The following is a 23,998-nucleotide window of genomic DNA, read 5'->3' as shown; positions in this document are numbered from 1 at the left end:
TTGAGCGTATCCGGTATTAGCAGCCGTTTCCGACTGTTATCCCGATCATAAGGGCAGATTATCCACGTGTTACTCACCCGTGCGCCACTTTACTTAGGGCCGAAGCCCCTTTCACGTTCGACTTGCATGTGTTAAGCACGCCGCCAGCGTTCAATCTGAGCCAGAATCAAACTCTCCAGTTCAAATCTGTACAAGATTCCTGCTTTCGCAGAAATCGGAATCTCAAAGACTTTCTTCCCACTCGCTATTCACTTGTCAATGAACCACTCGGCCGTTTCGGCCCGCCGTCCTTTCGGGCGGCGCGAAGGAGGTTTATGCCCCCTTTCGTTCTCGCTGTCAACAACTTTTTTTCAATTCCGCCGAATTTCTTCAGGCGGCGTTGTTTCTAGCTGTATGCAGTTTTTGTAAGAACGAGGGAGGGTTATGCTCCCTTTCACTCAAGCTGTCAATCACTTTTCTTCGCTTTCTCGAAAATCTTTTCGGAGCAGCGAGTCAAAGTCATTATGCAGTTTTTCATGAGCGCGGAGGAGGTTTATGCCTCTCTTTGCCCAGACTGTCAATCACTTTTTTTCGCTTCCCAGAAAGTTTCCGGCATCGCAAGTCAAAGTCATTATTCAGTTTTGTATGAGCGAGGGAGACTTATGCTCCTCTTTTCGAACCCCGTCAATCACTTTTTTTCGACTTCGCGAAACTCTGTTTCGCTTGTGTGTCGTTTTGAAGTCACCGACGCGACGTGTTGGAAGATAGGCAACACGCTCTCTTTTGTCAACATAGATATTTGCCAGCAACGACTGAGAACAAACCAAAACACAAACATATTAAATTATTTCAGTTAATTAAAAATAAACATTATCCTTTAAGACAGAACGAGTTTCCCCAAAGGCAAACATGTACCTTATATTTCGCACAATAACGAAATATACTTGACACACAATATGTTCATTTTTATATTTCGCCAGAAGACGAATTAACACTTGTTAGTGTTCAGGTTTGCAGCCAACAGAAATAGCACCTTAAGGCAATCAGCCTATATTATAGGTGGCAACCGTTTGGAGCTTTACCAGTATCGAGGAGGGACGATGTTTAACTTTATCACGACAGTACGCGCACTTGGAGACGAAAATCGTGCTCGTATCCTCATGGCCCTGCGCCTGAGAACACTTTGCGTATGTGAAATTACAACGCTTCTCGGATTGGCGGCGTCTACCACATCCAAGCACCTGTACCTGCTCCGTCAGGCTCGACTTATTGAAAGCGTCAAAAAGGGCAGATGGGTCTACTATCGCCTGCCACACAACCCGTCACCGAGCATCCGTACCGCTCTCGACTGGGTTTCTTCCGAGCTGGCAGACAGCCCCCAAATTGCGCAAGACGAGGCTGCCTTGTTGGGCATCACCCATAACACCAACATTCATGAGTTTTTGAAACGCAAGCATATTCAAGTTCCCGCTGACGAAGTGGATGGCAGCGAAGACGCCTATACAAGCGTTGAAACTGTTTCCTCTGAAAAATAATGGCAATTGAACAGCACATCAGGTCTGCACAGGAGATTCACCCATGAGCAATTGCTCAACTGATCACAGCAAACATCAAGGCCAAGGTTGCGGCTGCTGCGCCACAGACAAGCTGACACCATTAGAAGAGCATGGACAAGCTTGCGCTTGCGTCGAAGCGTCGCCCACCGCTGCCCCCTCTGTTCTTAATGAAGAAGACTCTGGTTGCGGCTCCAGCTCCTGCGGTTGCCATAATCACGAGCACGGCCTGGGAGATGAAAAGCGCGAGCTTATGAGAATGGGCATCTCTGCCGTGCTTTTTGCTATTGGTATGGTTGCAGACGAGCGTATGGCCCAGCACATTCCCAACTGGCTGGTCATAACAATATTTTACGCACTGCCTTACATTCTTTGCGGTTACGATGTTCTTCGCCTGGGATTGCGCAGTATTCTGAATAAAGATTTCTTCAATGAGTTCACCTTAATGGGTGGAGCAACCATTGCGGCGATTGCATTGGGGCAGCTTCCAGAAGCCGTTGGTGTTATGCTGTTTTATTGTGTTGGTGAATTTGTGCAGGAACGGGCTGCCGGTCGTTCTCGGCGTTCGGTCAAAGCCCTTCTGGCTGCACGGCCGAGCATAGCGCATCAGGTCACAGACGACGGCAGTACACGAGATGTCAAACCTGAAGACCTTGGACCCGGCAGTCTCATTTTGGTGCGTCCTGGTGAAAAAATCCCGCTGGATGGTACAGTGCTCGAAGGGGATTCACAGGTTGATACATCGCCCCTTACCGGAGAATCCGTACCGCAACGGCTCTTGCCTGGCGGCCGTGTGCACGCAGGAACCATCAATCTTAATGGTTCTCTGCGGATAGAAGTTACTGCGGCCTTTGCCGAATCATCCATTGCTCGCATTCTGGAAATGGTAGAGACAGCAGTTGCCCGCAAGGCACCGACTGAACGCTTCATTACCCGCATGGCGCGCTGGTATACTCCGGCAGTTACGGGGCTCGCCCTGCTGGTCGCTGTAATTCCGCCGCTTTTAGGTTTGGGTGATTTTTCGCAATGGCTCTATCGTGCCCTTGTTCTTCTGGTTATTTCCTGCCCGTGCGCCCTGCTCATTTCCATACCCCTTGGCTACTTTGGCGGTATAGGCGCGGCATCGCGCAGGGGTATTCTTATTAAGGGCGGAGCAGTTTTGGACAGTTTGCGCGATATCAGAGTAGCTGCACTGGACAAGACAGGCACCCTGACCGAGGGCGTTTTTGAGGTCAATGCCGTGCTGCCCGCCTCAGGCATTGCGCCCAATGAATTGCTGGCAACGGCGGCTCTTGCTGAAAGTCGGTCCAACCACCCTATTGCGCGCTCTGTTATACGAGCGGCCCTTGCAGCTGATATTGTTACTGACGACGCAGCCATAACAAGCATGCAGGAAGTCCCTGGCAAAGGTGTGGTCGTCAGTATTGCCGACACGACCCTTCTGGCTGGTAACGCAGCTCTTATGGAGTCTCACGGTATCACGCCTCAGGTAGTGACCATCCCCGGAAGTGTCGTTCAAGTTGCCCAAAATGGACGTTTGCTTGGAGCCATTGTGGTTGCTGACCGACTCAAGCCTCAGTCACCGGAGGCCATTGAAGGACTGCGCCATATGGGTGTGAGCACCATAGCCATGCTTACCGGAGACCGCGAAGAGCAGGCCCGCCCCGTGGCACAACGTCTCAAGCTGGATATCCTCAAAGCTGACCTGCTGCCAGAGGACAAGGCCGGGGCTCTCGAAGCCCTTGGTCCCGTCAAGCATACGCTCTTTGTGGGAGACGGCATCAATGACGCGCCCGTACTGGCCACAGCAGGGGTAGGCGTGGCGATGGGCGGGCTTGGCGCAGAAGCCGCCATTGAAACCGCCGACGTTGTTATTCTTGATGACAACCCGGCCCGATTGCCCGAACTACTCCGCATTGCCCGCCGTACCAGAACCATTGTCTGGCAGAATATCATTATGGCACTGGGCATCAAAGGAGTGTTCATGGGCCTTGGCATTGTAGGTCTTTCAGGCCTGTGGGAAGCTGTTTTTGCTGATGTGGGCGTGGCCCTCATGGCTGTGCTTAATGCCGCTCGCGCAGGAAAGATTGATACCAAATAGAACGCTCACACTCTGCAACGCAATGAAGGGCATCGCTTACGAGCGATGCCCTTCATTCATTACTATGGAGGTGTTTGGGGATGGCACTGGGGCTTCGCTACAGCGGCCTAAAAGCCTGAGACGGCGCTTCCCTATTTTTCCAGCGGTAAAATAGCCCGGGGCACCTCATATCCAGCCAGTTCGAGAACCTCAAGCGCCTTCGTGAATTTTTCCTCTTTCACCAATATATAATCCGTGTCAAAGGTTGAAAGTGCAAAAATGCTGATGGCCGCCTGCGCCAAAACGGCAGATAAACCTGCCAGTACGCCCGTCAGACCAAAATCCATCTGCCCGGCAACTCGAAAGGCACGCCACCCGTCTTCACGCGCAAGACTTTGCGCCGGAGCATGTTCAACCAGATAAACCACAGACAATTCTGTGTCTGTTTTGCCCACAAATACCCAAGGCACGTCAAGGTTCACGGCTTTCATATCTGCCACCTTGCAGATGCAAAACTCTCCCTCCAACACCTCAAGCAGCATAGACTTTTCCGCCTATTATAAATGTAAACGGCCACCGCAAAACACAGGCAGCCGATTTCAACAACAATTTTTTGGTGAAACTCATTACGCGCACAAAACCGCGCAAACAGCTTTCGCCATATGCAACATCAGGAAAGCAGCAGCTTCAGATGCGTATAGGCTCTGGCAGTGGCCATACGACCACGCGGCGTACGCTTGAGAAAACCGCACTGGATGAGATATGGTTCGTAAATATCTTCAATGGTGCGCACTTCTTCAGAGCAGGCAACAGCCAGAGTTTTGATGCCTACAGGCCCACCATCATAATGCTTGATAAGCACTTCAAGCAGCTTGCGATCCATTTGGTCCAGGCCCTGCTCATCCACGTCCATACGCTTAAGCGCCACAGACGCCTCATTGCCCGTCACCTGGCCGTTACCATGCACCAGGGCAAAATCCCGCACGCGACGCAGCAGCCGATTGGCAATACGCGGTGTGCCACGGGATCGGCGGCCAATTTCTTCTGCTCCTTCAGGCGTGATAGCCACATCAAGAATACGGGCGGTACGCTGCACCACGCGGGCGAGATCGGCGGGGCTGTAATACTCAAGCCGGGCCACAATACCAAACCGGTCGCGCAGCGGAGACGAAATAAGCCCCATGCGAGTAGTGGCCCCTGCCAACGTGAAGGGCTCAAGATCAATTTTGACAGTTCTGGCTGCTGGCCCCTGACCGATAACAAGGTCGAGTTTGAAATCTTCCATAGCGGGGTAAAGAACTTCTTCCACTGCGATGGGCATACGGTGAATTTCGTCCACGAAAAGAATATCGTGGCGCCCCAGATTGGTAAGGATGGCGGCCAAATCGCCACTACGCTCCAGCACGGGGCCAGAGGTGCAGACCAGATTGACACCAAGTTCCGCAGCCATAATCTGGGCCAGCGTTGTCTTTCCCAAGCCGGGATTACCGTAAAAAAGCGTATGATCAAGCGCCTTGCCACGCTCACGGGCGGCATCAAGAAACACGCGGAGATTGGCCCGCAGGTCATCCTGACCAATAAAATCATCCAGGCTACGCGGGCGCACGCTATCGTCAATAGTAGCGCACTGGGGCTGACAGAGGTCCGACATCAGGATCTCCCTCTGGCCAGCGCTTTTAACGCGGCCCTTAGTGCGCCTGTCACGTCAAGATCAGGCTCTTCGAGTATGAGTTTTTTGACCATGGGAGCGCACTCGTCCTCGGCATAGCCCAGGTTGGCCAGGCCATCAAGTACGTCACGGAACACCGAACCGGGCTTTTGTCCAGTTGCAGCCAGAACAGCAGTTTGCGGAGCTTCATCGACCTTAAGTTTATACTTTAACTCCAAAAAAACATGCTGAGCTGTTTTTTTGCCGATTCCTGATACACGCGTAAGCGCCATCACGTCGTCTTCAAACACTATACGGCGCAAATCGTCGGGCCTGTAAATGGACAGAATGGACAAGGCCGTGCGTGCCCCCACTTTGGAGATGGAAACCAGCACTTCAAAGGTTTGCCGTTCTTCAAAGGTAGAGAAACCGAAAAGTTCCAGAGCATCTTCACGCACTGCAAGGCTGGTATACAAGGCGAGGTGCTCTCCCCTGCCTGGCAAACCTGATAACGTGTGCGCGGGCAGAGCCACTTCGTAGCCAACGCCGCTTTCTGTGACAAGCAGACAGGCATTACCCCATGTTTCGGCCAAACGGCCTTCCAGATAGGCTATCATGAATTCCCTTGCAGGTCTGAAAAGTACTGCTGATGATGCAAATTGCTATGCTACTGCTGGCTGCTATGCCCCTGCCTCAAAAAAATAGTCCTTTTAATGACGGGCGATTCTAATGACGGGCGATTCTGCTGTAATGGCAGAGCTTATTTTCGTTTTTCAATACCACTGCCCCTGATGAAAACATAAGTTCATCGGTGACAAAAAATTGCTCAGCATTGAAAACATCCGTGGTTTCAATTTTAACAAGCCTACACGGAACAACCTGAACTTTCAAATACCGCATGACTGGGCAACTAACCGCCGATACCTACCATCTGCTTACTCGCAACGGCCTCTTTGGTTCGACTGGCCAACAGCTCTGCGCCAATAGGTTTTTCAGCACAGGCCTGACTTAAAATTTGCCCGATTTGGGCATCAGTTACAGTGGTATTACGCAGCATATCGCGCAAACCGTATTCTTTGTCGTCAAAAAGGCAGGTACGAAGATTGCCGTCACTGGTAATCCGAAGCCGATTGCACGATCCACAAAAATGGCAGCTAACTGCTGTAATAAAGCCAAGTCGCCCCTGACCGCCCGCAACTGCAAACATACGGGCAGGCCCGGCCTCTGCCAAATCATCGCGCACAGGCAGAAGGCGGATTCTCTTCTCAGCTTCAGCGCGAATTTCTGAAGCAGGCCAAAAGGTGTTTTCATTCCAAAGAGTTCCACTCCCCATTGGCATAAACTCTATGAAACGCAAATCGACGGGCATGCTGCGGGCCGCGTGGACAAAATCGTCCATTTGACCGTCATTGATGCCGCGCATGGCCACAGCGTTGATTTTGACCTTGATGCCTGCTGCAAGTAATTTGTCCAGTGAGGCCAACACGGCGGGCAGCATGTCGCGCCCGGTTACACGGGCAAAGGTATCCCGGTCAAAGCTGTCCAGCGACATATTGACGACTTTGACGCCAACTTGTTGCAACAAGGGAATATGCGGTTCCAGTAAAGTTCCGTTGGTCGTAAGGCGGAGATCCAGGTCTGGAAAGCGCTTATGCAGCATAAACAAAAAATCGTCGCATCCCTTGCGAGCAAATGGCTCTCCACCCGTCAAACGAACCTTGACCACTCCCATGCGGGCCATGATGCCCACCATGCGGGCCATTTCTTCATACCGAAGAACCTGTGGATGAGGAATGCAGGTCTGCCGGGCATTGCTACAGCAGTAAATACAGCGAAGATTGCAACGGTCAGTAATGGAAAGCCGCAAATAGCGAACAATACGTCCGTGGCTGTCCACAAGGCGAGACAAACCGTGCTCGTCGGGGTTCGGACCGTTTTTTTTCATGACGTTGTCCGATTCCGTAACGTCTCCCCTGTTGCCAAGAAGCGAAAATGGATTTACATCTGCCTGCATGAAACACCTGCTTATAGGAGCGACCCTCGCGGTCATCCTGAGTTTTGCCTTGTTCGCCCCCCCGGATGCCCGGGCTTGGGACGGTTTTGACGCTGCCTCCTCAGACTTGGTGGAAGTAACCCCCGATCGTGTGCCTTCACAGGGCGACGCAGTGGATGTTCGTAATTACGATTCCGACACCATTGAAACTTGTCTTGTTGAAAGCGTTGCGCGAAATGCGCGTACCGTGGAACTGGTCGTACGCACCCCTTCTGGTGCAACGCGAACCCTTGTTATGGAAGGACGCTAACAGCCATTGGGCGCAGCCTGAATAGACAGCGCCCAATAGGCTTTTTCTTAATTGGGAGTACCTTCATCTGTGCCGTGCTCATAGCCCGGCAAAAGGATGCTGGCGCTCTCTGCCTGTCCCTGCCCCTTGGGGCACTGAGCCTGAAGATGGCAGATTTCACAGCCACCCCGAAATGGAAAATGCGTCACAACCGCATAGCGGCGGGCCAGTAACGTTCCACCGGGCTTATATTCAAGTCCAAGATCAGCCAAAGCGGTTCTCAGCGCTTCTGTAGGCCTGGGCGAAGGTGCACAGCCTGCGTCCTCCACCTGGGGAAGTATGGTCTGTACTGCGTTCATGCACATGAATTGCGCCAGATTGTTTATCATGAACCCGTCAGACGCAGACTTTCCCCAAGCCTCGTCCACTTCCACTTCCACTTCTTCTGGAAGCCATATTGCCAGATACGAAATTTTTCCGGTGGTGATTTCACGCACTTTGAGTTGCGGCAACCACTGCCCCCACAATTCGATCAAACGTTCCAGAACTGCGCCCCCAAGGCGGGTTTCTTGGCTCATGACCAAAAAACCTTCCATATCAAAATAGGGGCGGATGTCGTGTTCCTTCACGCCCGTGCTGTTTGCCTCGCTCACATATGCTCCTTCAATAGAAATAAAGAACGGCTTTTGGCCGTCACTGAAACAGATTTGCGACCGGCGACCGGATTCGCATACTCCCAACTAATAGTTTAACCAAGGGCCGGGTGTCGTCAAGAGCCCTAGGCACAAATTGAGCCAAGTTTATGCTGGCGTGCCAATATTCTTCGGCTATTTTCATAGGCGGCCAAGCAAAATAATCTTTGCACTCAGCCCACAGTTGTGAACAAAGCAAACACGCGGCCATTGGCATGGAAGCAGCTTTACTTGGCAGAGCCGCTTTTTTATCATATTCCATTGCCCCATACATATACGAAATGTAAAGGAAGGCGCATGAACAAACCAAACGCACATCCGGCTAAAATACGCTACAGATATAATACGGACAAAGAGGCCCGCCTTCAGACGGCCCACGGCGTGTGGGGAGGCATTAATCCTCAGGGCGAAATAGAAATGAACTTCTATCACGAAAGTGATTCGCTGCCTGCCTTTTCCGAGCAGCTTGTAGCCCCTGACGGCTCTATTGGCCATGAGATGGTGCCTGGTGAGGACGATTTGCGCGAGGTTACCCGCTGCATTCACAGCCGTGTTCTGCTCAACTATCATACGGCCCGCGCCGTACTGGACTGGCTGGAAGATCGCGTTGCCGCCCTTGAAGAGGAAGGGGCTTCCGGTATGTACGAGGCTGATCTGGATATCGAACAATAATCGCCATGACTGAAAAAACTTACCATATCATAACATTCGGCTGCCAAATGAATGTGCACGACTCCCAATGGTTGGGGCGTGCCCTCGCAACGCGCGGTTTTACCGAGGCTTCGCTTGAAGAGGCGCAGGTGGTTGTAGTCAATACCTGCTCGGTGCGCGAAAAACCGGAACAAAAAGTTATCAGCGCTCTTGGGCGCATCCGCCAGGTTACTGGGGGAAATCCCGGTGTTTTGGTGGGGGTGGCTGGCTGTGTTGCGCAACAGCTGGGCGAAGCATTTTTTGCAAAAGAAAAACAGGTTCGTCTGGTGGCAGGCAGTGACGGCATCAGCGGCGCTCCGGCGGCCATTGAGCGCCTGCTTGAAGATCCGGGCTTACGGCTTTCACTCTTGGACTTCACAAGCCATTATGTGGAACGGGAAGCCGGCCCAGAAACCTCTGCGGTTCCTTCTGGACCCGTGGCCTACATCAATATCATGCAGGGATGCGACAACTTCTGCGCCTATTGCATCGTCCCCTTCACACGCGGGCGGCAAAAATCGCGTTCCTCGACGGCCATCCTTGAAGAATGTCAGGCCGTTCTTGACAAGGGGGCACGAGAAATCAGCCTGCTTGGGCAAAACGTCAACGCCTTCGGTCAAGACAAAAGCGGTGATGGAACGAGCTTCGCGCAGTTGCTGCGGCAGGTGGCGGCCTTACCGGGTCTTGAACGTCTGCGGTATGTGACGCCACATCCCAAGGATATGGGCCCTGAAGACGTGGCAGCGTTTGCAGAACTGCCTCAATTGTGCCCGCGCCTTCACCTTCCCCTTCAGGCGGGTTCTGATGCTGTGCTCAAGAGTATGCGCCGCCGCTACGATAGCGAAGCCTTCTTGCGCCTTGTAGAAAACCTGCGCAACGCAAGGCCCGACCTAGCCTTGTCCACTGACCTTATCGTCGGTTTTCCAGGGGAAACAGAAGAAGACTTTCAGGCAACGCTGCACATGATGCGGGCCTGTGATTTTATGTCCAGTTTCTCCTTTATTTATTCAGACCGCCCTGGCGCACGAGCGGCACTTTTTCCAGATAAAGTCCCCGCAGACATCGCTCAGGACCGCCTGCTTCGCCTGCAAGCGCTTCAGGATGAACTGGGCGCGCGCTGGCTAGCTGACCGCAAAGAAGCGCACGAGCAAACCACCCTTCTGCTTGAAGGACCGAGCCCCAAGATCGGCGAAGGGCAGGAACCCAGCTGGCAGGGGCGCGATCCATATGGCGTGCCGGTGCATGTGCCCTTACCTGCAGGCACCGACCATACAGGGCGGCTGGTGCAGGCGCGTATTACTGAGGCAAAAAAGCACAGCCTTATGGCCATACGCACGGGGGAGCCATGGTAGAGATGAATGTCTTCGGCTTGACCATAGACCCGCAGACAAAAACCCCCATTGTCATTCTGCGCGAAGTGGACGGTGAAACCGTCCTGCCCGTCTGGGTTGGCGCTATGGAGGCTATGGCAGTATCTCTGGTGCTTAACAAGGAAAGCCTGCCGCGCCCACTCACGCACGACCTTTTACTTATGACCCTGAGGGCGCTCAAGGCATCACTCGCTCGGGTGGAAATCACAGATCTCAAGGAAGGCGTTTTTTTTGCCCTTCTGGTTCTTAATGGGCCAGAAGGACGAGTGCGGGTGGACTGCCGGCCGTCAGACGCCATTGCCTTGGCAATGCGAGCAGAAGCGCCAATTATGGTGAATGAGGACGTTTTGCGTAGGGCTGCAGAAGCTCAGGAAAAGGCGGAGCAACGGCTGCACGAAGAGGTTTTGTCGCCTGTGCCCGATGCAGCAACCGACATGGTTCGCAAGGCTGGTGCTCGCAAAGAGGCTGACATTTTACACAGTCAGCTGTTGCGCGGCACTACCCTGCCCGACAACATCGACCCGGAAGAAGATCGCCGTTTTCGTGAAATGCTGCGTTCACTCGAACCGATTTCACGCCGTAAAATGTGACTGAAATCCTGCTGGAAAATTCTATCAACTTTCCAGCTAGCTCAAAACATACGCAAAACCATAAGTATTGTTCACATACCTAGCGAAAGAACAGCTCAAACCCAGCCTAAAGCTTTTTTCTCCCATTCCGAAGAGATGGCATAACAGGGAAAAAAACATGCTGGACTATCGCCTTTTCAAAGAAATAAACGATCTTTTTACTTCGGGACAATATCGTAAGGCGCGTCACCTGCTCATGGAGGTTCAATCTCGGTCTATTGCGCTTCGTGACGAGATAAGCATGCTTCGTGCCCGCCTGAAAACACTGGAAGATGCAGCCTTTCTTAATGAGAATCTTCAATGCCAAAACGGATTTTATTGGCTGTTCACCAATAATTTGAGACAGGGACCGTTTTGTCCCCATTGCTACGAAAGTGAGGGCGGCCTCATCCGATTGGAACGCTCGCATAAAACTCTCTGTTGCCCGTACTGCCACGCCACATATCCAGGCATGGCAAATGAAGAGTTTCAAGAAGGTGACGCAGTGCGCCACGCCCGCATCATCCCCTTTGCCCGTTGATTCGCTTGCCTACAGAACCACACATCTATAGAATTTGTGGAGGAACATAACGGGCACCAACCCGTTGCAAATTTTCTACGCCTCCGGCGGCATTTGCCCCCTTGCCCGTAAGGATCTACATGACCCGCCCCACCTCTATGAATATTCTTCTCCTTTGCGAAAGCGATTCTCTGGCCAGCCTTGATCGTCGTGCCTTGCGCGATGCCGGGGCCAGCCGGGTGGAATGCATGACGTCAGGTATAGACGCAGCCCGAATGCTGGCTGGTCTTGACACTGGGCGGGCGTCCTTCATGCCTGATGTAGTCGTCTGCACGCAGAGACTGGCTGACATGGACGGCGAACAGTTCTGCGCGATCCTGCGTCAGCATCCCCTACTGCTGGATTTGCCCATTCTGCTTATTTTGCCCAATGACGGCGAAGTTGAGCAACTCAAGACCCTGGGCTGTGGAGCCAGTGCCTTACTGGCGCGCCCATATTCCATCAATGTTCTCAAAGCCCATCTTGAATCCCTTACTGCGTCGCGTCCGAGCTTGCAGCAGCTAGAGACCGCCCAGCGCTACACGGATACCAGTTCTTTTGATCAGGCGCTTGCCACCTACGGCATTTTGCTCAAACCAGTGCGCGAGCCTGAAGACTACTTTCGCGTTGGCATGCAATGCTTGCAGCAACGGCAGTGGAACAATGCCATAAATGCATTTCAGCGTGCGTTGTGCGGAGCACTTATTCAGGGTCATGCCGAATTGGGTATGGCTGTTGCCTGGAAAGGCAAGGGGGATGTAGCACGCTATCGGTACTATCTTGGGCTGGCCGCGACTACCTTTGTACGCGCCCGCCATTGGCACCGGGCACGGGCTGTATATGCTGGCCTGCTCAAGGAAGATCCGGAAGCCAAGAGCCCTTTTCTTGCAGAAACTTTTCAAATGATGCGCCAAGGGCAGTATGACGAAGCCGCCGAAATACTGTCGCAAGGGTATGACGTTACACCACGGCGTCAGCTCACTGAACGCGTAGCCCAGACCTGCCTTAGCGCTGACGCGCCGCAACATATGTTGGCGGAGCTGGAAGCAAGCCTTGGTCGTGTAATGGGCATGGCTGCTGGCCCGCTGACGGAAGCCATTCGTTCAAATCTGGAAAACCTTGCACGGCAGCAAGAAGAAAAAAAACGGCAGGAAGCGGCGGAAAGTCAGTGGTTAGCGGCCCGCCAAGCGGCTCGTCAACGCGAAAATGCCGAACAGCCTGAAAACATCCGAGATGCAGACGCATCAAAAACCCCAGCAAGCTCAAGCGTAAGCACTGCTACAGATGCTCAAGCGTCAGCGGCAGCCTCTGCGACAAATCCTTCCCGGGCTGCTAACGAAACGCAGGAAAAACAGCTTGGTGGAAATAGTGCTGCCGTTCTCCCCGTCCCCCTATGGGGACAGGGCAAAACGGAATTTATGGATATGGAGGTAGACTCGCAAAGCCTGCAAGCAAGAGAAAAAAACAAAGAACATCAGCAGGACGTGGACATATTTCCGCTGGAACCATTTGGCGAAGCCAGCAACAGTGACCAGGGCAACGGTAAATCCGGCCTTGGCGACCTGCTGTCTGTGATGAAATATACCTGGAAGATGGCCCGCCGACCCAAACAATAGCTTTCAACCCTACCGCCGAACCCGCCCAAGCGCCGCTTCTGGCGTAAGGCCATGCAAAAAGCGCACACGCAGCAAATAGCATAGGGCTCCGAACCCAAGGGCTGCAATGTAGGCTATCCAAAAGCCCTGCGCCCCCATAAGCGGAGTCAGCAGATTAGTGCGCGCCAGCACGAAGCCCAAGGGTAATCCAATAACCCAGTAGGCTATAAAACAGATCGCGGAAATGATCCGCGTATCGTTGTAGCCGCGTAATATGCCGATCCCTGTGACCTGAAGGCCGTCTACCACCTGATATGCCGCCTGAAAAAGCAAGAGGTGTATGGCAAGGGCCGTGACTTCTGGATTATCAGTATAAATGCGCACAATTTCCTGCCTGAACAGAACCGTGACGCAAGCAATGGCGAGCGCAAAGGCCACGCTGAGAATAAGGGCCGTCCGCGCTACCAGTTGGGCCCGTTCTACTTGCTGTGCACCAAGGCAGCGCCCCACGCGGATGGTTACGGTCATGCAAAGGGACAAGGGAATCATAAAAGCCAGCGAGCCAAAATTGAGTGCTATCTGGTGGCCTGCAACCATTACGGTGCCCAGCGGAGCCAACAATATGGCGCTGAGAGCAAAAAGCGAAACCTCAAAAAAAAGGGCCAGAGCTCCAGGCGTGCCGATGCGCAACACCCGCCAGACCAGCGCAGCGTCGAAACGTGGTTGCATCTCAACTTTCCCATCTCCATGCCCCTCTCTGCCAGAAGAAGCTTTACGCCACAAAGGCGCAAACAAGGGCTGTAGACAAGTATTTTTTGAGTCGCGGCGCACATAAAATAACATACTCAAAGCCATAACCCAAAAACTGATGGCAGTGGCTACGCCACACCCAACCCCGCCCAGCTCAGGCATGCCGAATTTGCCGTAAACAAAAATGAAATTGCATGGCACGTTGATGGTCAATCCAATGAGCCCGATAATCATTGCCGGACGTGTTCGTGCAAAACCTTCAAGAAAGCTTCGAAGATTCACAAAAAGCATAAATCCGGGCAATCCCCACATAATAGCACGTAAAAACCCTCCGGAAACGCGTGCCATTTCCGGCTCCAATCCAAAGGATTCCATCTTCCAAGAGGCCATGTAGAAAAAGCTCATAAGCACGATGCTCAACCCTAGGGTCAGCCACAACCCCTGACGCAAAAGGTGCGCGGCTTTTTCCGGCTTTCCAGAGCCAACCATCTGGGCACTCAAAGGGGGCAGGGCCAATAGACAGCCAATACCAAGCAGTGCAACAGGAACCCACACGCTGCTGCCCACAGCCACAGCCGCCATATGTTCGGCGCTGTACTGACCGGCAATGGCGGTATCGGCAAAAGTCATACCCGTCTGTGAAAGCTGGGCAATAAAGATTGGCAGGCCAATAGCGTAAAAACGCCGGGCTTCGGACCAGGAAAAATATTTGTGAAGCATACTAGTTTTTTTGGGGGGTTGAAAGTGATCCGTGGCGACTTGCCGCAAACATGACATGGCTGCCGAATACTGGCCGGTGCGATTTAAAGCCAGACAGGTTACGCAGTAATCACCAGAAATAAATAACGAAGAGCGGCAGTTTTACTGCCATTTGCGCTGTTAGCGCAGAAACAATCCCTCGGCAGGAAGGCTTTTACCCGCAAGTTTAGCGGCGCGTTGAACAAGATGCTCAATGGCAGATCGTCCTGCTGCTCCAAGATCCAGACTAAAATCCGTCACAAAGGTCTTGATGTGGGCGCGTGTAACATTTGCATCCATTTCCTGCGCATGGGAACGGATATATTCATGCGAAGCGTCCGGATGCGCGTTAGCATGAGCCAGACTGGCCGTTATGGCCCCCTGTACCCGGCGGGCCAGAGCTAAAGGCACATCCCTTCGTACCGCTATGGCGCCCAAAGGCAGGGGCAGATGAAATTCACTCTCCCACCATTGGCCCAGATCAAGTATCTTTGTCAGACCAAGTTTGTCGTATGTAAAACGTCCTTCGTGGATGACAAGGCCCATATCTGCCTCGCCTCTTGCCACGGCGGGCATGACGTCACTGAACAGCATTTCTTGCCGCGCCCCCTGAAAACCGCCGTGCAAGGTAAGCAGAAGGTTAGCTGTGGTCAACAGGCCTGGCACCGCCACAGTGGCATTTTTCCATTCTTCAGGCGACATCTCTTTTCGGGCCACAACCAGCGGACCGCACCCCCATCCCAAGGCCGCTCCCGAAGATAACAGGGCGTAGTTGTCCATAACTTCAGTTACTGCGCCCAATGAGAGCTTGGTGACTTCAAGTCGGCCTTTTTGCGCCAGAGAGTTCAACTCTTCCACATCAGCCATATGGGGACGCAGAGCCGCAGGCGCGGCCACAAGGCCGTGCAGCAAGGCATGAAAAATATAGGTGTCGTTGGGGCAAGGCGAAAGGCCAAACCTCAGAGTTGAAAACGGATTGTGGGGCAAAACAGAAGACATAGTTTCCTCACATTGACAGCGTGCGGCGGGCGGCCTACTCTGCTTTCGGTCATTTTGGCCCAATCCACCCCACAGGATTTCATCATGTTAGACGCCGCATACTACGCCGCACTTGGCCTTTCGTCCATCCACGAAAAAGTGCTTTCCGGGCAACGCCTGAGCTTTGAAGACGGCATTGCCTTGTTCAACTGTCCAGACATCACTGCCGTTGGAGCTCTTGCCCTGCATGTGCGATGCCGCTTGCACGGACACAACGCCTTTTATGTGGTGAACAGGCAAATCAATTATACCAATGTTTGCGTTAATGGCTGTACATTCTGCGCGTTTCGGCGTGATGCTGAAAGCGATTCAGGCGCGTTTGCGCTGAGTCTAGACGATGTGCTGGCACGTCTACGTGATGCTGATTCCACGCCACTGCACCTGGATGAACTGCACATTGTTGGCGGCTGCCATCCAACACGCCCACTGTCCTGGTTTGAAGACATGATTCGCTCTGTGCGCGCCTTCAATCCCGATCTGCCGGTAAAAGCCTTTACCGCTGTTGAGATAGAACATTTTTCCCGGCTTGAGGGCATCAGCACAGTTGAAGTTCTTCGCAGGCTGCAAGCCGCTGGCTTGGTCATGATGCCAGGAGGCGGCGCTGAAATTTTTGATGAAAAACTGCGACCGCAAATCTGCCCCCACAAAGCTGACGCTGCTGCGTGGCTGCGCATTTCTGGCGAAGCGCACAGTTTGGGGATCAAGACCAACTGCACCATGCTTTTTGGACACCTTGAAACCTATGAACACCGCATTGACCACCTTTGCCGCCTGCGCGAACAACAGGATAAAAGCGGCGGTTTCACCTGTTTCATTCCTCTGCCCTTCCTTACGGAAAACAGCCTTCTCAAACTGCCGGAAGACAAGGTCGGCCCGCAACGTGGCCTTGACCAACTCCGAACAGTAGCTGTTGCGCGCCTCATGCTGGACAATATCCCACATCTCAAGGCGTACTGGATCATGATGGGCCCCAAGCTGGCTCCCGTGGCTTTGTGGTATGGCGCAGACGACCTGGACGGCACTATCATTGAAGAGCGCATTGGACACATGGCTGGAGCACAGTCAGCTCAGGGCATGACCATTGCGGAACTGGAGCACACCATACGCGCTTCCGGCTTTACGCCTGTGCGACGTAACGCTACTTTTAACATTTTGGATGACTCAGACAGCCCGGAGGCGCGCCAGTGAGCAGCTTTACCCCCGCACACAGCCCCTTTGAAGAGCAAGGCCCGGAATTCGCCGACGTGCGCGAAGCCGCAAAGCTCGCAGCTAGTGGCCAAAGACTTGATCGCTCTGCCACTGAAGCCTTGTACTACAAGGCCAGCCTGCATACCTTGGCCCAGCTTGCACACCGCATGCGCTTGCGTATGCACCCCGAACCCATAGTTACCTATGTGGGCGACCGCAATATCAACTATTCCAATGTGTGTGTGTGCGCCTGTCGCTTCTGTGCCTTCTTTCGCGCTCCAGAGCATGAAGACTGCTATGTCATCAGCCGCGAAGAAATGGCTCAGAAGGTGGAAGAAACTCTGGAACTCGGCGGGACGCAGATACTGCTTCAGGGGGGCCATCACCCTGATTTGCCTCTTGAATGGTATGAGGATCTTTTACGCTGGCTGCGGCAAACGTGGCCTCAGCTGCATATTCACGCATTCTCTCCGCCGGAAATTTTCTTTTGGGCCGAAAAGTTCAATCTCTCCGTGCCAGAAGTGCTGAAACGCCTCAAAGATGCCGGGCTGCATTCTCTGCCTGGCGGCGGCGCTGAAATTTTGCATACAGGCGTGCGCGCACAGGTCTCACCCAACAAATGCACAGCCGAACAGTGGCTTGGCGTAATGGAAGAAGCACATAAGCTGGGACTGCGTACTACGGCTACGATGATGTTTGGGCACGAAGAAACCCCGGCGCACAGATTGGACCACCTTTTTGCTGTACGCGAAGTACAGGACCGGACGCACGGGTTCACGGCTTTTATTCCCTGGACTTTCCAGCCAGCCCATACCCGCATCCAAGTAGATCCTCTGCCTGCACCAGCCTATCTGCGCATGCTGGCAGTTTCACGCCTTGTGCTGGACAATGTGACCAACATCCAGGCGTCCTGGGTGACAATGGGACCGCATGTGGCCCAATTGGCGCTTTTTTACGGCGCCAATGACTTTGGCTCATTGATGATTGAAGAAAATGTCGTGGCTGCTGCGGGCGTGTCATTTCAAATGAGCCGGGCTGACATCCACAAGGTCATCAGCACCGCTGGCTTCACGCCGATACAGCGCACAATGGATTACAAACCTGTGGAACCACAGCCTGTAGCCTAAACTGATGAAAACAATCCCGGGAGGAAGCAACGAAACAGCTTTCCTCCCGGGTGTTTTCCACTCATTTTTTAGCAAGTTAGATTAACTGCTATATTTTTACACGTTGGCATTCTGCTCTGATGTGGTTTTCGGTTGGATTTCGCCGTATTGCTGCGGGCAGTTTGGCTTCCGCCAAGCAATCCCTTCCACCAATGTCAGAATACCCAAACCTGGAAGGCCGCTCTCCCCTTTTTCGCGTCAGGCTAACAACGCACACCCTCCAAACAAGATTGTCGCCATGACCAGTTCAACACAAAAGCCCACCTTGCGTATGGGCCGAATCGGCTACCTCAATGTTCTTCCTATCTACCATCCGCTGGAAGCGGGCATTCTGCCGCACGACTTTGAACTGGTCTCCGGCCCGCCAGCTCTGCTCAACAACATGATGGCACGGGGAGAACTGCACGTTTCTTCCACGTCCTGCTTTGAGTATGCAAGCCGCCCCGAGCGGTACTATCTTGTGGATGACCTCTCCATCGGTTCACGTGGCCCGGTCATGAGTGTGCTTCTCCTTTCCCGTGTCCCTCTGGATCAGCTGGATGGTCAGGAAATTCTAATCAGCGGGGAAACGCATACCTCTGTGGCGCTGCTTCGCCTGCTCATGCGTGACCGTTATAAGCTCAACGTTACTTACAGCACGGGGCAGGTGACTCCAGCCCTGCGCGGCGAAAAGCCACCCGTGGCTTTTTTGGCTATCGGCGATGAGGCTTTGCGCTTGCGCGATCACGCCGAGTACCCATATCGCCTTGATATGGCTGAAGCCTGGCGCGACTGGACTGGCCTACCCTTTATTTTCGGTCTGTGGGTTGTAAGCAGATCTGCTGCTGACGCAGGCCTCTTCACAACGGATCCAGGCGCGCTTTTGCGTCAGGGACGGGACTGGGGCTTAACCCACATGGATGTAATACTTGATCTTACCGGGCATGGCTGCCCCTTGAGCAGAGACGAATTGGCCCTCTATTACAGCAAGGGGCTTGTTTATAGCCTTGGGGAAGAAGAACAGCGCGGCCTGAAACTTTTTTACGAAAAACTGGCCGCCGCCCAGATGATACCCGCTGCGCCGCCCTTGGAATTTTTCAAATTATGACGCCAACAGGCAACAAAAAACCCGCTCAAGTGTGCGGGTTTTTTGTTGCCAAGAATCGTAATTAACCTAACAGGTTAATGTCTTGAAAAATTGCTGCGCGCTCCTGTTTTATACAACACTGGCACACTCAAATTTTTCGAAGTTCAAGTGCTACTGCAAAGCCTTCAAAATACTTCCGGCGGATACAGAGGAAAGAAGCTGTCCGTTCACGATAACTGCTGGCAGATTTTTGATTCCATAATACTTGCTGATCTGCTCAGCCTGATAGAGGTTCACGTTGCCCGCATCATAGCAATACTTGGCCACGCTCAATTCCTGGTTAGCAGGAACAGGCGGGCGCAAGCGTGAGAAATAGCTGTAATGGATGGGGTAGTCTGTGTTCTTGACGGTAGCGTCGTATTCGTTCTGGAAGGGAACAGCAAGGCCACGCGAACTCTTCTGCTCGGCTTTGACCTTGTTCCATTGGCCCAGAGCATAGGTCAGATATGGCATCGCCTGACCAGGACGTGAATGACTGATCCAGATGGCAAGCCCCATAAGATCGGTGCCGTAGTATTCCTTGCTGTTGGCGAAAACAGCTATTTTACACTGCTGGGGTGAAAGCGAACGGCTGGCTTCCACCACTGCCTGCCAGACTTTCTCACTCTGTGGCGCAGCAAAATCAAGCACTACAAGAATTTCGTGCGGCGCAGCGGCATTACCGAACACCACGGGATAAATTTCGCTTTTCCACTGCGGCCTGTGTCCGGCTTCACCTTCGATCGTCGGCACATTGCCGCCCAGCTTATTGAGCATGGCAGCTCCGTCTGGCGAGTTAGATCGAAGATTGGGCGTGTTTTGGTGCATGTAAGGGTTATACTGGTTTGCGTTGCCGTTTTGCACTGAGGCTGACAGGTTCACAGCCCCTCTGGGGCTGCTTTCCCCGCTGCTGGCAGCTCCACAACCAGAAAGCATCACGGCAAAAAGCAACGTGGCCATCAATATTCCGCGCATAAATCACCTCATGCAAATTCAAAGCAAAACTGGGCGGCACTATTGAGATGCCGCAGCCATATTTCAGCAAAACCGGCGTATTCCGCCGTACCTTTCAACACAGGTATGCACTGGCATCCCAAGGCTTCCACGCGGCTACGCCAGGATTGGTTGCCGTGGCCTGCCATATCCTTGAGAGCGTGGTTGCCTACGACGGAAAGCAAGGGCATGAGCCACACGCGCTCGGAAGAAAGCCGGGGTAAAATATCATCAAGCAGTACCGCTCCGTTCATAGCGCCAACATGCACTTTGGAATCAAGCGCATACACGGCCTGCGCAAGGTCGGCATAGCGCTCCACAGCGTGGTGCTCTGCTCCATGCCCCATAAAAATCACATCTTCATGAGCAGCGCGCTCTGCGGGCAGATGGTGCAACACAGCCTGCGCGGCTGCATGCAAGTCTTCTTCTGTGGTCAACAGAGGCACGCCTACCTGGCAACGCAGATTGTCCTGTGCCATAGCCTCGTCAACGGCTGCGCACACTTCACCGTGTTCGCGCCCGGGGATGGTTTGTAAAGGCTGCACGGCCACGTGCGTGAAACGTTCAAAGCTGAGACGTTGCAAAGCCTTACGTACAGAATCACTTTTTTGCCGGGCCTGCGCCAGGCGCTCGCGCAATAAAAGTGAGGTGTAGGCCCAGCGCACAGGGATTCCCGGGTAGCGTTGGCGAACCAGAGAATCAAAACCTTTAAGGGCATTTTGCCCCTGAGCGCTGCTTGCGCCGAAAGCTACCAATAATATCGCACGTCTCATAGGGCTCATTTGTACGTTACTTGCATTATGGTGGCAAGGAGGCAACTGCTGCAGAATTACCAATATGCGTTCCATATTGACCAGTGTGCCGCACAAAGATAGAGTACCCACAATATGGGGTCGCATACTCTCGGTAAAAATGGAGTATGACGCCTGGGAGGGTTTAAATGGCAAAGGCGCTGATTTTAGGGGGCGCAACCGGTCTGCTGGGGCAGGCTCTTGTGCATGTACTCATGGCACGAGGCTGGCAAGTTGAGACGTTGGGGCGGCAGGATGGCAATGTACTGGATTTCAGTTTTTTGCAATCCCGCCTGCATGCAGCCAACGCTGATGTAGTTTTTAATGCAGTAGGCTACACTGCTGTGGATGCTGCTGAAGACGATTCCCCCAGCGCGCGTGAGCTCAATCGAGCCTTACCGGATGCCCTGGCGCATATCCTTCGAGGTCTCGGTAATGGACATCTCGTCCATTACAGCACTGATTTTGTTTTTTCTGGTCATGGCGAAACCCCTTTGACCGAAGAAGACGAAGCACACCCGCAGTCAGTGTATGGCAGCACCAAGCTGGAGGGTGAGCAGGCGGTACTTCGCGTACTGCCAGAACGGTCCAGCGTACTGCGAACGGCTTGGCTTTTTGGCCCGGGCCGGAAAAATTTTGTGGATACCATTGTGGCCGCCTGTGAAAAGCGCGATGCCATCAATGTGGTTTATGATCAGGTTGGATCGCCTACTTACAGTATGGATCTCGCCCAATGGAGCGTGGCCCTGGCTGAAAAACAAGCCACAGGCTTATGGCATGCCGTCAATAGTGGTCAGGCAAGCTGGTGCGAGCTGGCGTGCGAATCCATAACGCTGGCTGCAGCTTCCTGCCGTGTGGTGCCCATTGATTCGGCACAATGGCCACAGAAAGCCCACCGCCCGACATTTTCCGTTCTGGACAACAGCAAGTTAAGCGCATTTCTTGGCAAAAAGCCGCGCCCCTGGCCTCAGGCTCTGCGCGACTATATCTATAGCGACTACCTCCCCACTCACCGAAAGGATAAGGATCTGCATTGATCGCAAGCCTGAATATACGCCCGCTGGAAGCTACTGAGGGACAGACCTTGCAGTTGACCGCCGCGCCAAAGGCGGGGACAGCGCGCGTTGTATCAGGCACACGCCCCACCACGACAGAAAAATCCTCTGCTGGCAGAAAATGTTCTGCTTTTATGCGAATTTTTCCGCAATTGCTTCTTGCGCTGCTAACTCTGCTTGTGTGGCCGCCTGAAGCTCAGGCACGTCCCAAAAGCATGCAAGAGCTGGCGTCCATTACGGGCAAGCTTGTGGAAACAGGGGTCGCGTACGGAGCGATTCCCTCGCTGTACAGGCCCCGTTACGATCGCGTGATGGATGCGGACCTCAACACCAGCGCTGAAGAAGTGGTTTTTGTTGTCATGCTGCCCAATGGGCCGCACATTTACCCGCAGCGCTTCATGGTCTGGCATCAGGTAGTTAATGAGCTGATAGATGATGTGGCCTATGCCATTACATATTGCCCGACTACCGGAACGCTTATGGCCTACAATGCCTCGATGGAGGGCCTCAACCTCATTTTTGACACTGAGGGCCGCCTCTACGACGGAAACAGCGTACTCATTGACCGGAACTCCGGCAGCCTATGGCTGCAAGAAACGGGGATGGCCTTTGAGGGGCCTCTTATGGGCCGAGGCATGCCCACTGTTCCGGTGTTCTGGACGACCTGGGGAGCGGCACGAAGCGTTTATCCCAATGCGCCTGTTATGGGCAAACCCGCAGGCACACGCCCTTATGGGCGAGATCCCTACGGCAACTATCAACGCAAGGGAACCTACTACGACAATGACAGGCTCATATACCCAGTGCAACGCATGGATAAGCGCTTTCCGCGTAAAACGCACATGCTTTGTCTGGAATATGAAGGCTATTTACTGGCCATTGACGTCGCTTATGTGAAAAAAAAGGGAACTGTGAACTTTTTTGTGGGACCAAACGCCCTCTTGGCCGCCCATGACCCAAAACTGGACGTCGTACGTGTGTTCAATCGGCAAATATGGGCAGAACCCTTTTTATTCATCAGCCGTTATGGCAAACTTATGGATCTGAAAACCCGCAGCGTCTGGGACCCCTCTACTGGTAAAGCCATTGAAGGAAATATGAAGGGCGCATCAATGCCGGAGTACTTCGGGGGCTATTCGATGTGGTTTGCCTGGTACAGTATTAACCCAGAAACGTTCACAGTACCTGGGCCCGGTGTTGTGCCAGAAAACCTGCTGTCGCCTGATGCACCGGGGAGTGACAATCTTGCTCCGGCGGCTCCAGCAGCTCCGGGCCCTTCCGTCATTCCCAACATGCCCGCAGCCCAATAATTCTACAGATTGTTCGAATCTGTCAGCATAGCCACAACACATAACAATTGAGTGCCATCTGTTGCGTTGCACCGGAATACAAAAACTGAGCAAGGCGTTGTCCTGTGAAGCCTACTCTGTATGAATGGTGGACTCTCTTCATGTTAACAGTAAAGCAGTATGGCGTACTGGGATTGATCAGTCTCAAACGCGCAAAGGCTATGGCTTCAAAAAGCTTGCATCGCCCTTATATGTCTAAAAATTACCAATAAAATAAGATCGATAGACAACATGACGAACAACGCTGTAAATGCTTCAATTAATCAAACACAGTTAATGTTTTCCATTAACAATCCATAGAATCAGCTCTGCGCAGATACCCGTAGCATCACGGCTGCCCCGCCCAATAGGTTCTGACGGCCAGAAACTGTAAGTCCCAAACGATAGACCAGGCCCTCCAATCCTCCGGCACGCATAAATAGCGAGGTATGGGCATACCAAACCCCACGCACACCAGCCGCCAATAAAGCACAAGGTAGTTCCAGATTTCGTTCGGCACACTTGAAGTCCACCACCAGCACTTCGCGCGCAGCAGCGGTAGTCAGACTCAAGAGAGCTTCTCCTTGTGCAAGCGGGAGGTAAAAAAGTCTGTAGGCCAAGCGTATGAGGGGCACGGGGCAATCTACCATATGCCGCAAGCTTGCAGGGGCGACATTGAGCGGCGCGGAGCCGACATCATCAGGCCAGGGAATTCTTGAAACAAGCGTGGCAAACGGAAAAAACCGGGGACAGGCAGGTAGGGCCAGATCTGACATTACTTCTTTATTTG

The 23,998-nt window shown here is 53.1% G+C and carries 23 protein-coding genes and 1 rRNA gene; 13 read left to right on the top strand and 11 right to left on the bottom strand.

The window, feature by feature from the left end:
* Positions 1-182, bottom strand: a 16S ribosomal RNA gene (locus HNQ38_RS02805); the annotation flags it as partial.
* 897 nt (positions 183-1,079) lie between these two features.
* Between HNQ38_RS02805 and HNQ38_RS02800 the strand changes: the two genes are divergently transcribed.
* Positions 1,080-1,514, top strand: coding sequence for an ArsR/SmtB family transcription factor (locus tag HNQ38_RS02800; protein WP_183717866.1), 435 nt, complete (start codon positions 1,080-1,082; stop codon positions 1,512-1,514).
* 43 nt (positions 1,515-1,557) lie between these two features.
* Positions 1,558-3,633: a heavy metal translocating P-type ATPase gene (locus tag HNQ38_RS02795; RefSeq protein WP_246387940.1), complete on the top strand. Its 2,076-nt coding sequence runs from the start codon at positions 1,558-1,560 to the stop codon at positions 3,631-3,633.
* Between the two features lie 131 nt (positions 3,634-3,764).
* Here the strand turns inward: HNQ38_RS02795 and HNQ38_RS02790 are convergent, their stop codons facing one another.
* From HNQ38_RS02790 to moaA, 4 genes are all read right to left on the bottom strand, one after another.
* Positions 3,765-4,103 carry an ACT domain-containing protein gene (locus tag HNQ38_RS02790; protein WP_246387939.1) on the bottom strand — a complete coding sequence of 113 codons (339 nt, stop codon included), beginning with the start codon at positions 4,101-4,103 and terminating at the stop codon, positions 3,765-3,767.
* A 179-nt stretch (positions 4,104-4,282) separates the two neighbouring features.
* Complete coding sequence (ruvB, locus tag HNQ38_RS02785) at positions 4,283-5,263, bottom strand: Holliday junction branch migration DNA helicase RuvB (RefSeq protein WP_183717864.1); 981 nt, start codon at positions 5,261-5,263, stop codon at positions 4,283-4,285.
* A complete protein-coding gene (gene ruvA, locus HNQ38_RS02780) occupies positions 5,263-5,877 on the bottom strand; it encodes a Holliday junction branch migration protein RuvA (RefSeq protein ID WP_183717863.1) in 615 nt (204 codons plus the stop codon). Before ruvA ends, ruvB begins: the two co-directional genes overlap by 1 nt.
* 293 nt (positions 5,878-6,170) lie before the next feature.
* Positions 6,171-7,205: a GTP 3',8-cyclase MoaA gene (gene moaA / locus HNQ38_RS02775; protein ID WP_183717909.1), complete on the bottom strand. Its 1,035-nt coding sequence runs from the start codon at positions 7,203-7,205 to the stop codon at positions 6,171-6,173.
* 67 nt (positions 7,206-7,272) lie between these two features.
* Here moaA and HNQ38_RS02770 point away from each other — a divergent pair, with 67 nt between their 5' ends.
* A complete protein-coding gene (locus tag HNQ38_RS02770) occupies positions 7,273-7,563 on the top strand; it encodes a DUF5334 domain-containing protein (protein ID WP_183717862.1) in 291 nt (96 codons plus the stop codon).
* 47 nt (positions 7,564-7,610) lie between these two features.
* Here the strand turns inward: HNQ38_RS02770 and HNQ38_RS02765 are convergent, their stop codons facing one another.
* Positions 7,611-8,138 (bottom strand): hypothetical protein, encoded by a 528-nt coding sequence (locus tag HNQ38_RS02765; protein ID WP_183717908.1) that lies wholly within the window; start codon positions 8,136-8,138, stop codon positions 7,611-7,613.
* 393 nt (positions 8,139-8,531) lie between these two features.
* Here HNQ38_RS02765 and HNQ38_RS02760 point away from each other — a divergent pair, with 393 nt between their 5' ends.
* The 5 genes from HNQ38_RS02760 to HNQ38_RS02740 all read left to right on the top strand — a co-directional run bounded on the left by HNQ38_RS02760 (position 8,532) and on the right by HNQ38_RS02740 (position 13,077).
* The gene (locus HNQ38_RS02760; RefSeq protein ID WP_183717861.1) at positions 8,532-8,906 is read left to right on the top strand and encodes a hypothetical protein; all 375 of its coding nucleotides are present in this window, start codon (positions 8,532-8,534) and stop codon (positions 8,904-8,906) included.
* Between the two features lie 5 nt (positions 8,907-8,911).
* Positions 8,912-10,276 (top strand): tRNA (N6-isopentenyl adenosine(37)-C2)-methylthiotransferase MiaB, encoded by a 1,365-nt coding sequence (gene miaB, locus HNQ38_RS02755; protein ID WP_183717860.1) that lies wholly within the window; start codon positions 8,912-8,914, stop codon positions 10,274-10,276.
* Positions 10,270-10,884: a bifunctional nuclease family protein gene (locus HNQ38_RS02750; protein WP_183717859.1), complete on the top strand. Its 615-nt coding sequence runs from the start codon at positions 10,270-10,272 to the stop codon at positions 10,882-10,884. The genes miaB and HNQ38_RS02750 overlap by 7 nt, the downstream gene beginning before the upstream one ends.
* Before the next feature lie 157 nt (positions 10,885-11,041).
* Positions 11,042-11,443, top strand: a complete 402-nt coding sequence (locus tag HNQ38_RS02745) for a hypothetical protein (RefSeq protein WP_183717858.1) — start codon at positions 11,042-11,044, stop codon at positions 11,441-11,443.
* Between the two features lie 119 nt (positions 11,444-11,562).
* Positions 11,563-13,077, top strand: coding sequence for a response regulator (locus tag HNQ38_RS02740; RefSeq protein WP_183717857.1), 1,515 nt, complete (start codon positions 11,563-11,565; stop codon positions 13,075-13,077).
* Positions 13,078-13,086: 9 nt separating this feature from the next.
* On the opposite strand, the gene HNQ38_RS02735 is transcribed toward HNQ38_RS02740, so the two are convergent.
* Together HNQ38_RS02735 and HNQ38_RS02730 are read right to left on the bottom strand one after the other, a co-directional pair.
* Positions 13,087-14,526, bottom strand: a complete 1,440-nt coding sequence (locus HNQ38_RS02735; protein WP_183717856.1) for an MATE family efflux transporter — start codon at positions 14,524-14,526, stop codon at positions 13,087-13,089.
* A gap of 159 nt (positions 14,527-14,685) precedes the next feature.
* Positions 14,686-15,543 carry a 1,4-dihydroxy-6-naphtoate synthase gene (locus HNQ38_RS02730; protein WP_183717855.1) on the bottom strand — a complete coding sequence of 286 codons (858 nt, stop codon included), beginning with the start codon at positions 15,541-15,543 and terminating at the stop codon, positions 14,686-14,688.
* A gap of 84 nt (positions 15,544-15,627) precedes the next feature.
* Between HNQ38_RS02730 and mqnE the strand changes: the two genes are divergently transcribed.
* The 3 genes from mqnE to HNQ38_RS02715 all read left to right on the top strand — a co-directional run bounded on the left by mqnE (position 15,628) and on the right by HNQ38_RS02715 (position 19,023).
* Positions 15,628-16,770 carry an aminofutalosine synthase MqnE gene (gene mqnE, locus HNQ38_RS02725; RefSeq protein ID WP_183717854.1) on the top strand — a complete coding sequence of 381 codons (1,143 nt, stop codon included), beginning with the start codon at positions 15,628-15,630 and terminating at the stop codon, positions 16,768-16,770.
* Entirely contained in the window at positions 16,767-17,897 is a 1,131-nt protein-coding gene (gene mqnC / locus HNQ38_RS02720) for a cyclic dehypoxanthinyl futalosine synthase (protein WP_183717853.1), read from the top strand. Before mqnE ends, mqnC begins: the two co-directional genes overlap by 4 nt.
* Positions 17,898-18,174: 277 nt before the next feature.
* Complete coding sequence (locus HNQ38_RS02715) at positions 18,175-19,023, top strand: menaquinone biosynthetic enzyme MqnA/MqnD family protein (protein WP_183717852.1); 849 nt, start codon at positions 18,175-18,177, stop codon at positions 19,021-19,023.
* 150 nt (positions 19,024-19,173) lie between these two features.
* Here HNQ38_RS02715 and HNQ38_RS02710 read toward each other — a convergent pair whose 3' ends face one another.
* Together HNQ38_RS02710 and HNQ38_RS02705 are read right to left on the bottom strand one after the other, a co-directional pair.
* A complete protein-coding gene (locus HNQ38_RS02710; RefSeq protein ID WP_246387938.1) occupies positions 19,174-19,818 on the bottom strand; it encodes a hypothetical protein in 645 nt (214 codons plus the stop codon).
* 206 nt (positions 19,819-20,024) lie between these two features.
* Positions 20,025-20,807 carry a sirohydrochlorin cobaltochelatase gene (locus HNQ38_RS02705; RefSeq protein ID WP_183717850.1) on the bottom strand — a complete coding sequence of 261 codons (783 nt, stop codon included), beginning with the start codon at positions 20,805-20,807 and terminating at the stop codon, positions 20,025-20,027.
* A 167-nt stretch (positions 20,808-20,974) separates the two neighbouring features.
* Here HNQ38_RS02705 and rfbD point away from each other — a divergent pair, with 167 nt between their 5' ends.
* On the top strand, positions 20,975-21,862 hold the full coding sequence (rfbD, locus tag HNQ38_RS02700; RefSeq protein WP_183717849.1) for a dTDP-4-dehydrorhamnose reductase: 888 nt from the start codon (positions 20,975-20,977) through the stop codon (positions 21,860-21,862).
* Positions 21,859-23,190: a DUF3179 domain-containing protein gene (locus HNQ38_RS02695; RefSeq protein WP_246387937.1), complete on the top strand. Its 1,332-nt coding sequence runs from the start codon at positions 21,859-21,861 to the stop codon at positions 23,188-23,190. Before rfbD ends, HNQ38_RS02695 begins: the two co-directional genes overlap by 4 nt.
* Positions 23,191-23,531: 341 nt before the next feature.
* Here the strand turns inward: HNQ38_RS02695 and HNQ38_RS02690 are convergent, their stop codons facing one another.
* Positions 23,532-23,780, bottom strand: coding sequence for a hypothetical protein (locus HNQ38_RS02690; protein WP_183717848.1), 249 nt, complete (start codon positions 23,778-23,780; stop codon positions 23,532-23,534).
* Positions 23,781-23,998 lie beyond the last annotated feature (218 nt).

The organism is Desulfovibrio intestinalis (assembly GCF_014202345.1).
GTDB lineage: Bacteria > Desulfobacterota > Desulfovibrionia > Desulfovibrionales > Desulfovibrionaceae > Desulfovibrio > Desulfovibrio intestinalis.
The sequence above is the reverse complement of the archived record's forward strand: the minus strand, read 5'-3'. Positions and strand labels throughout refer to the sequence as shown.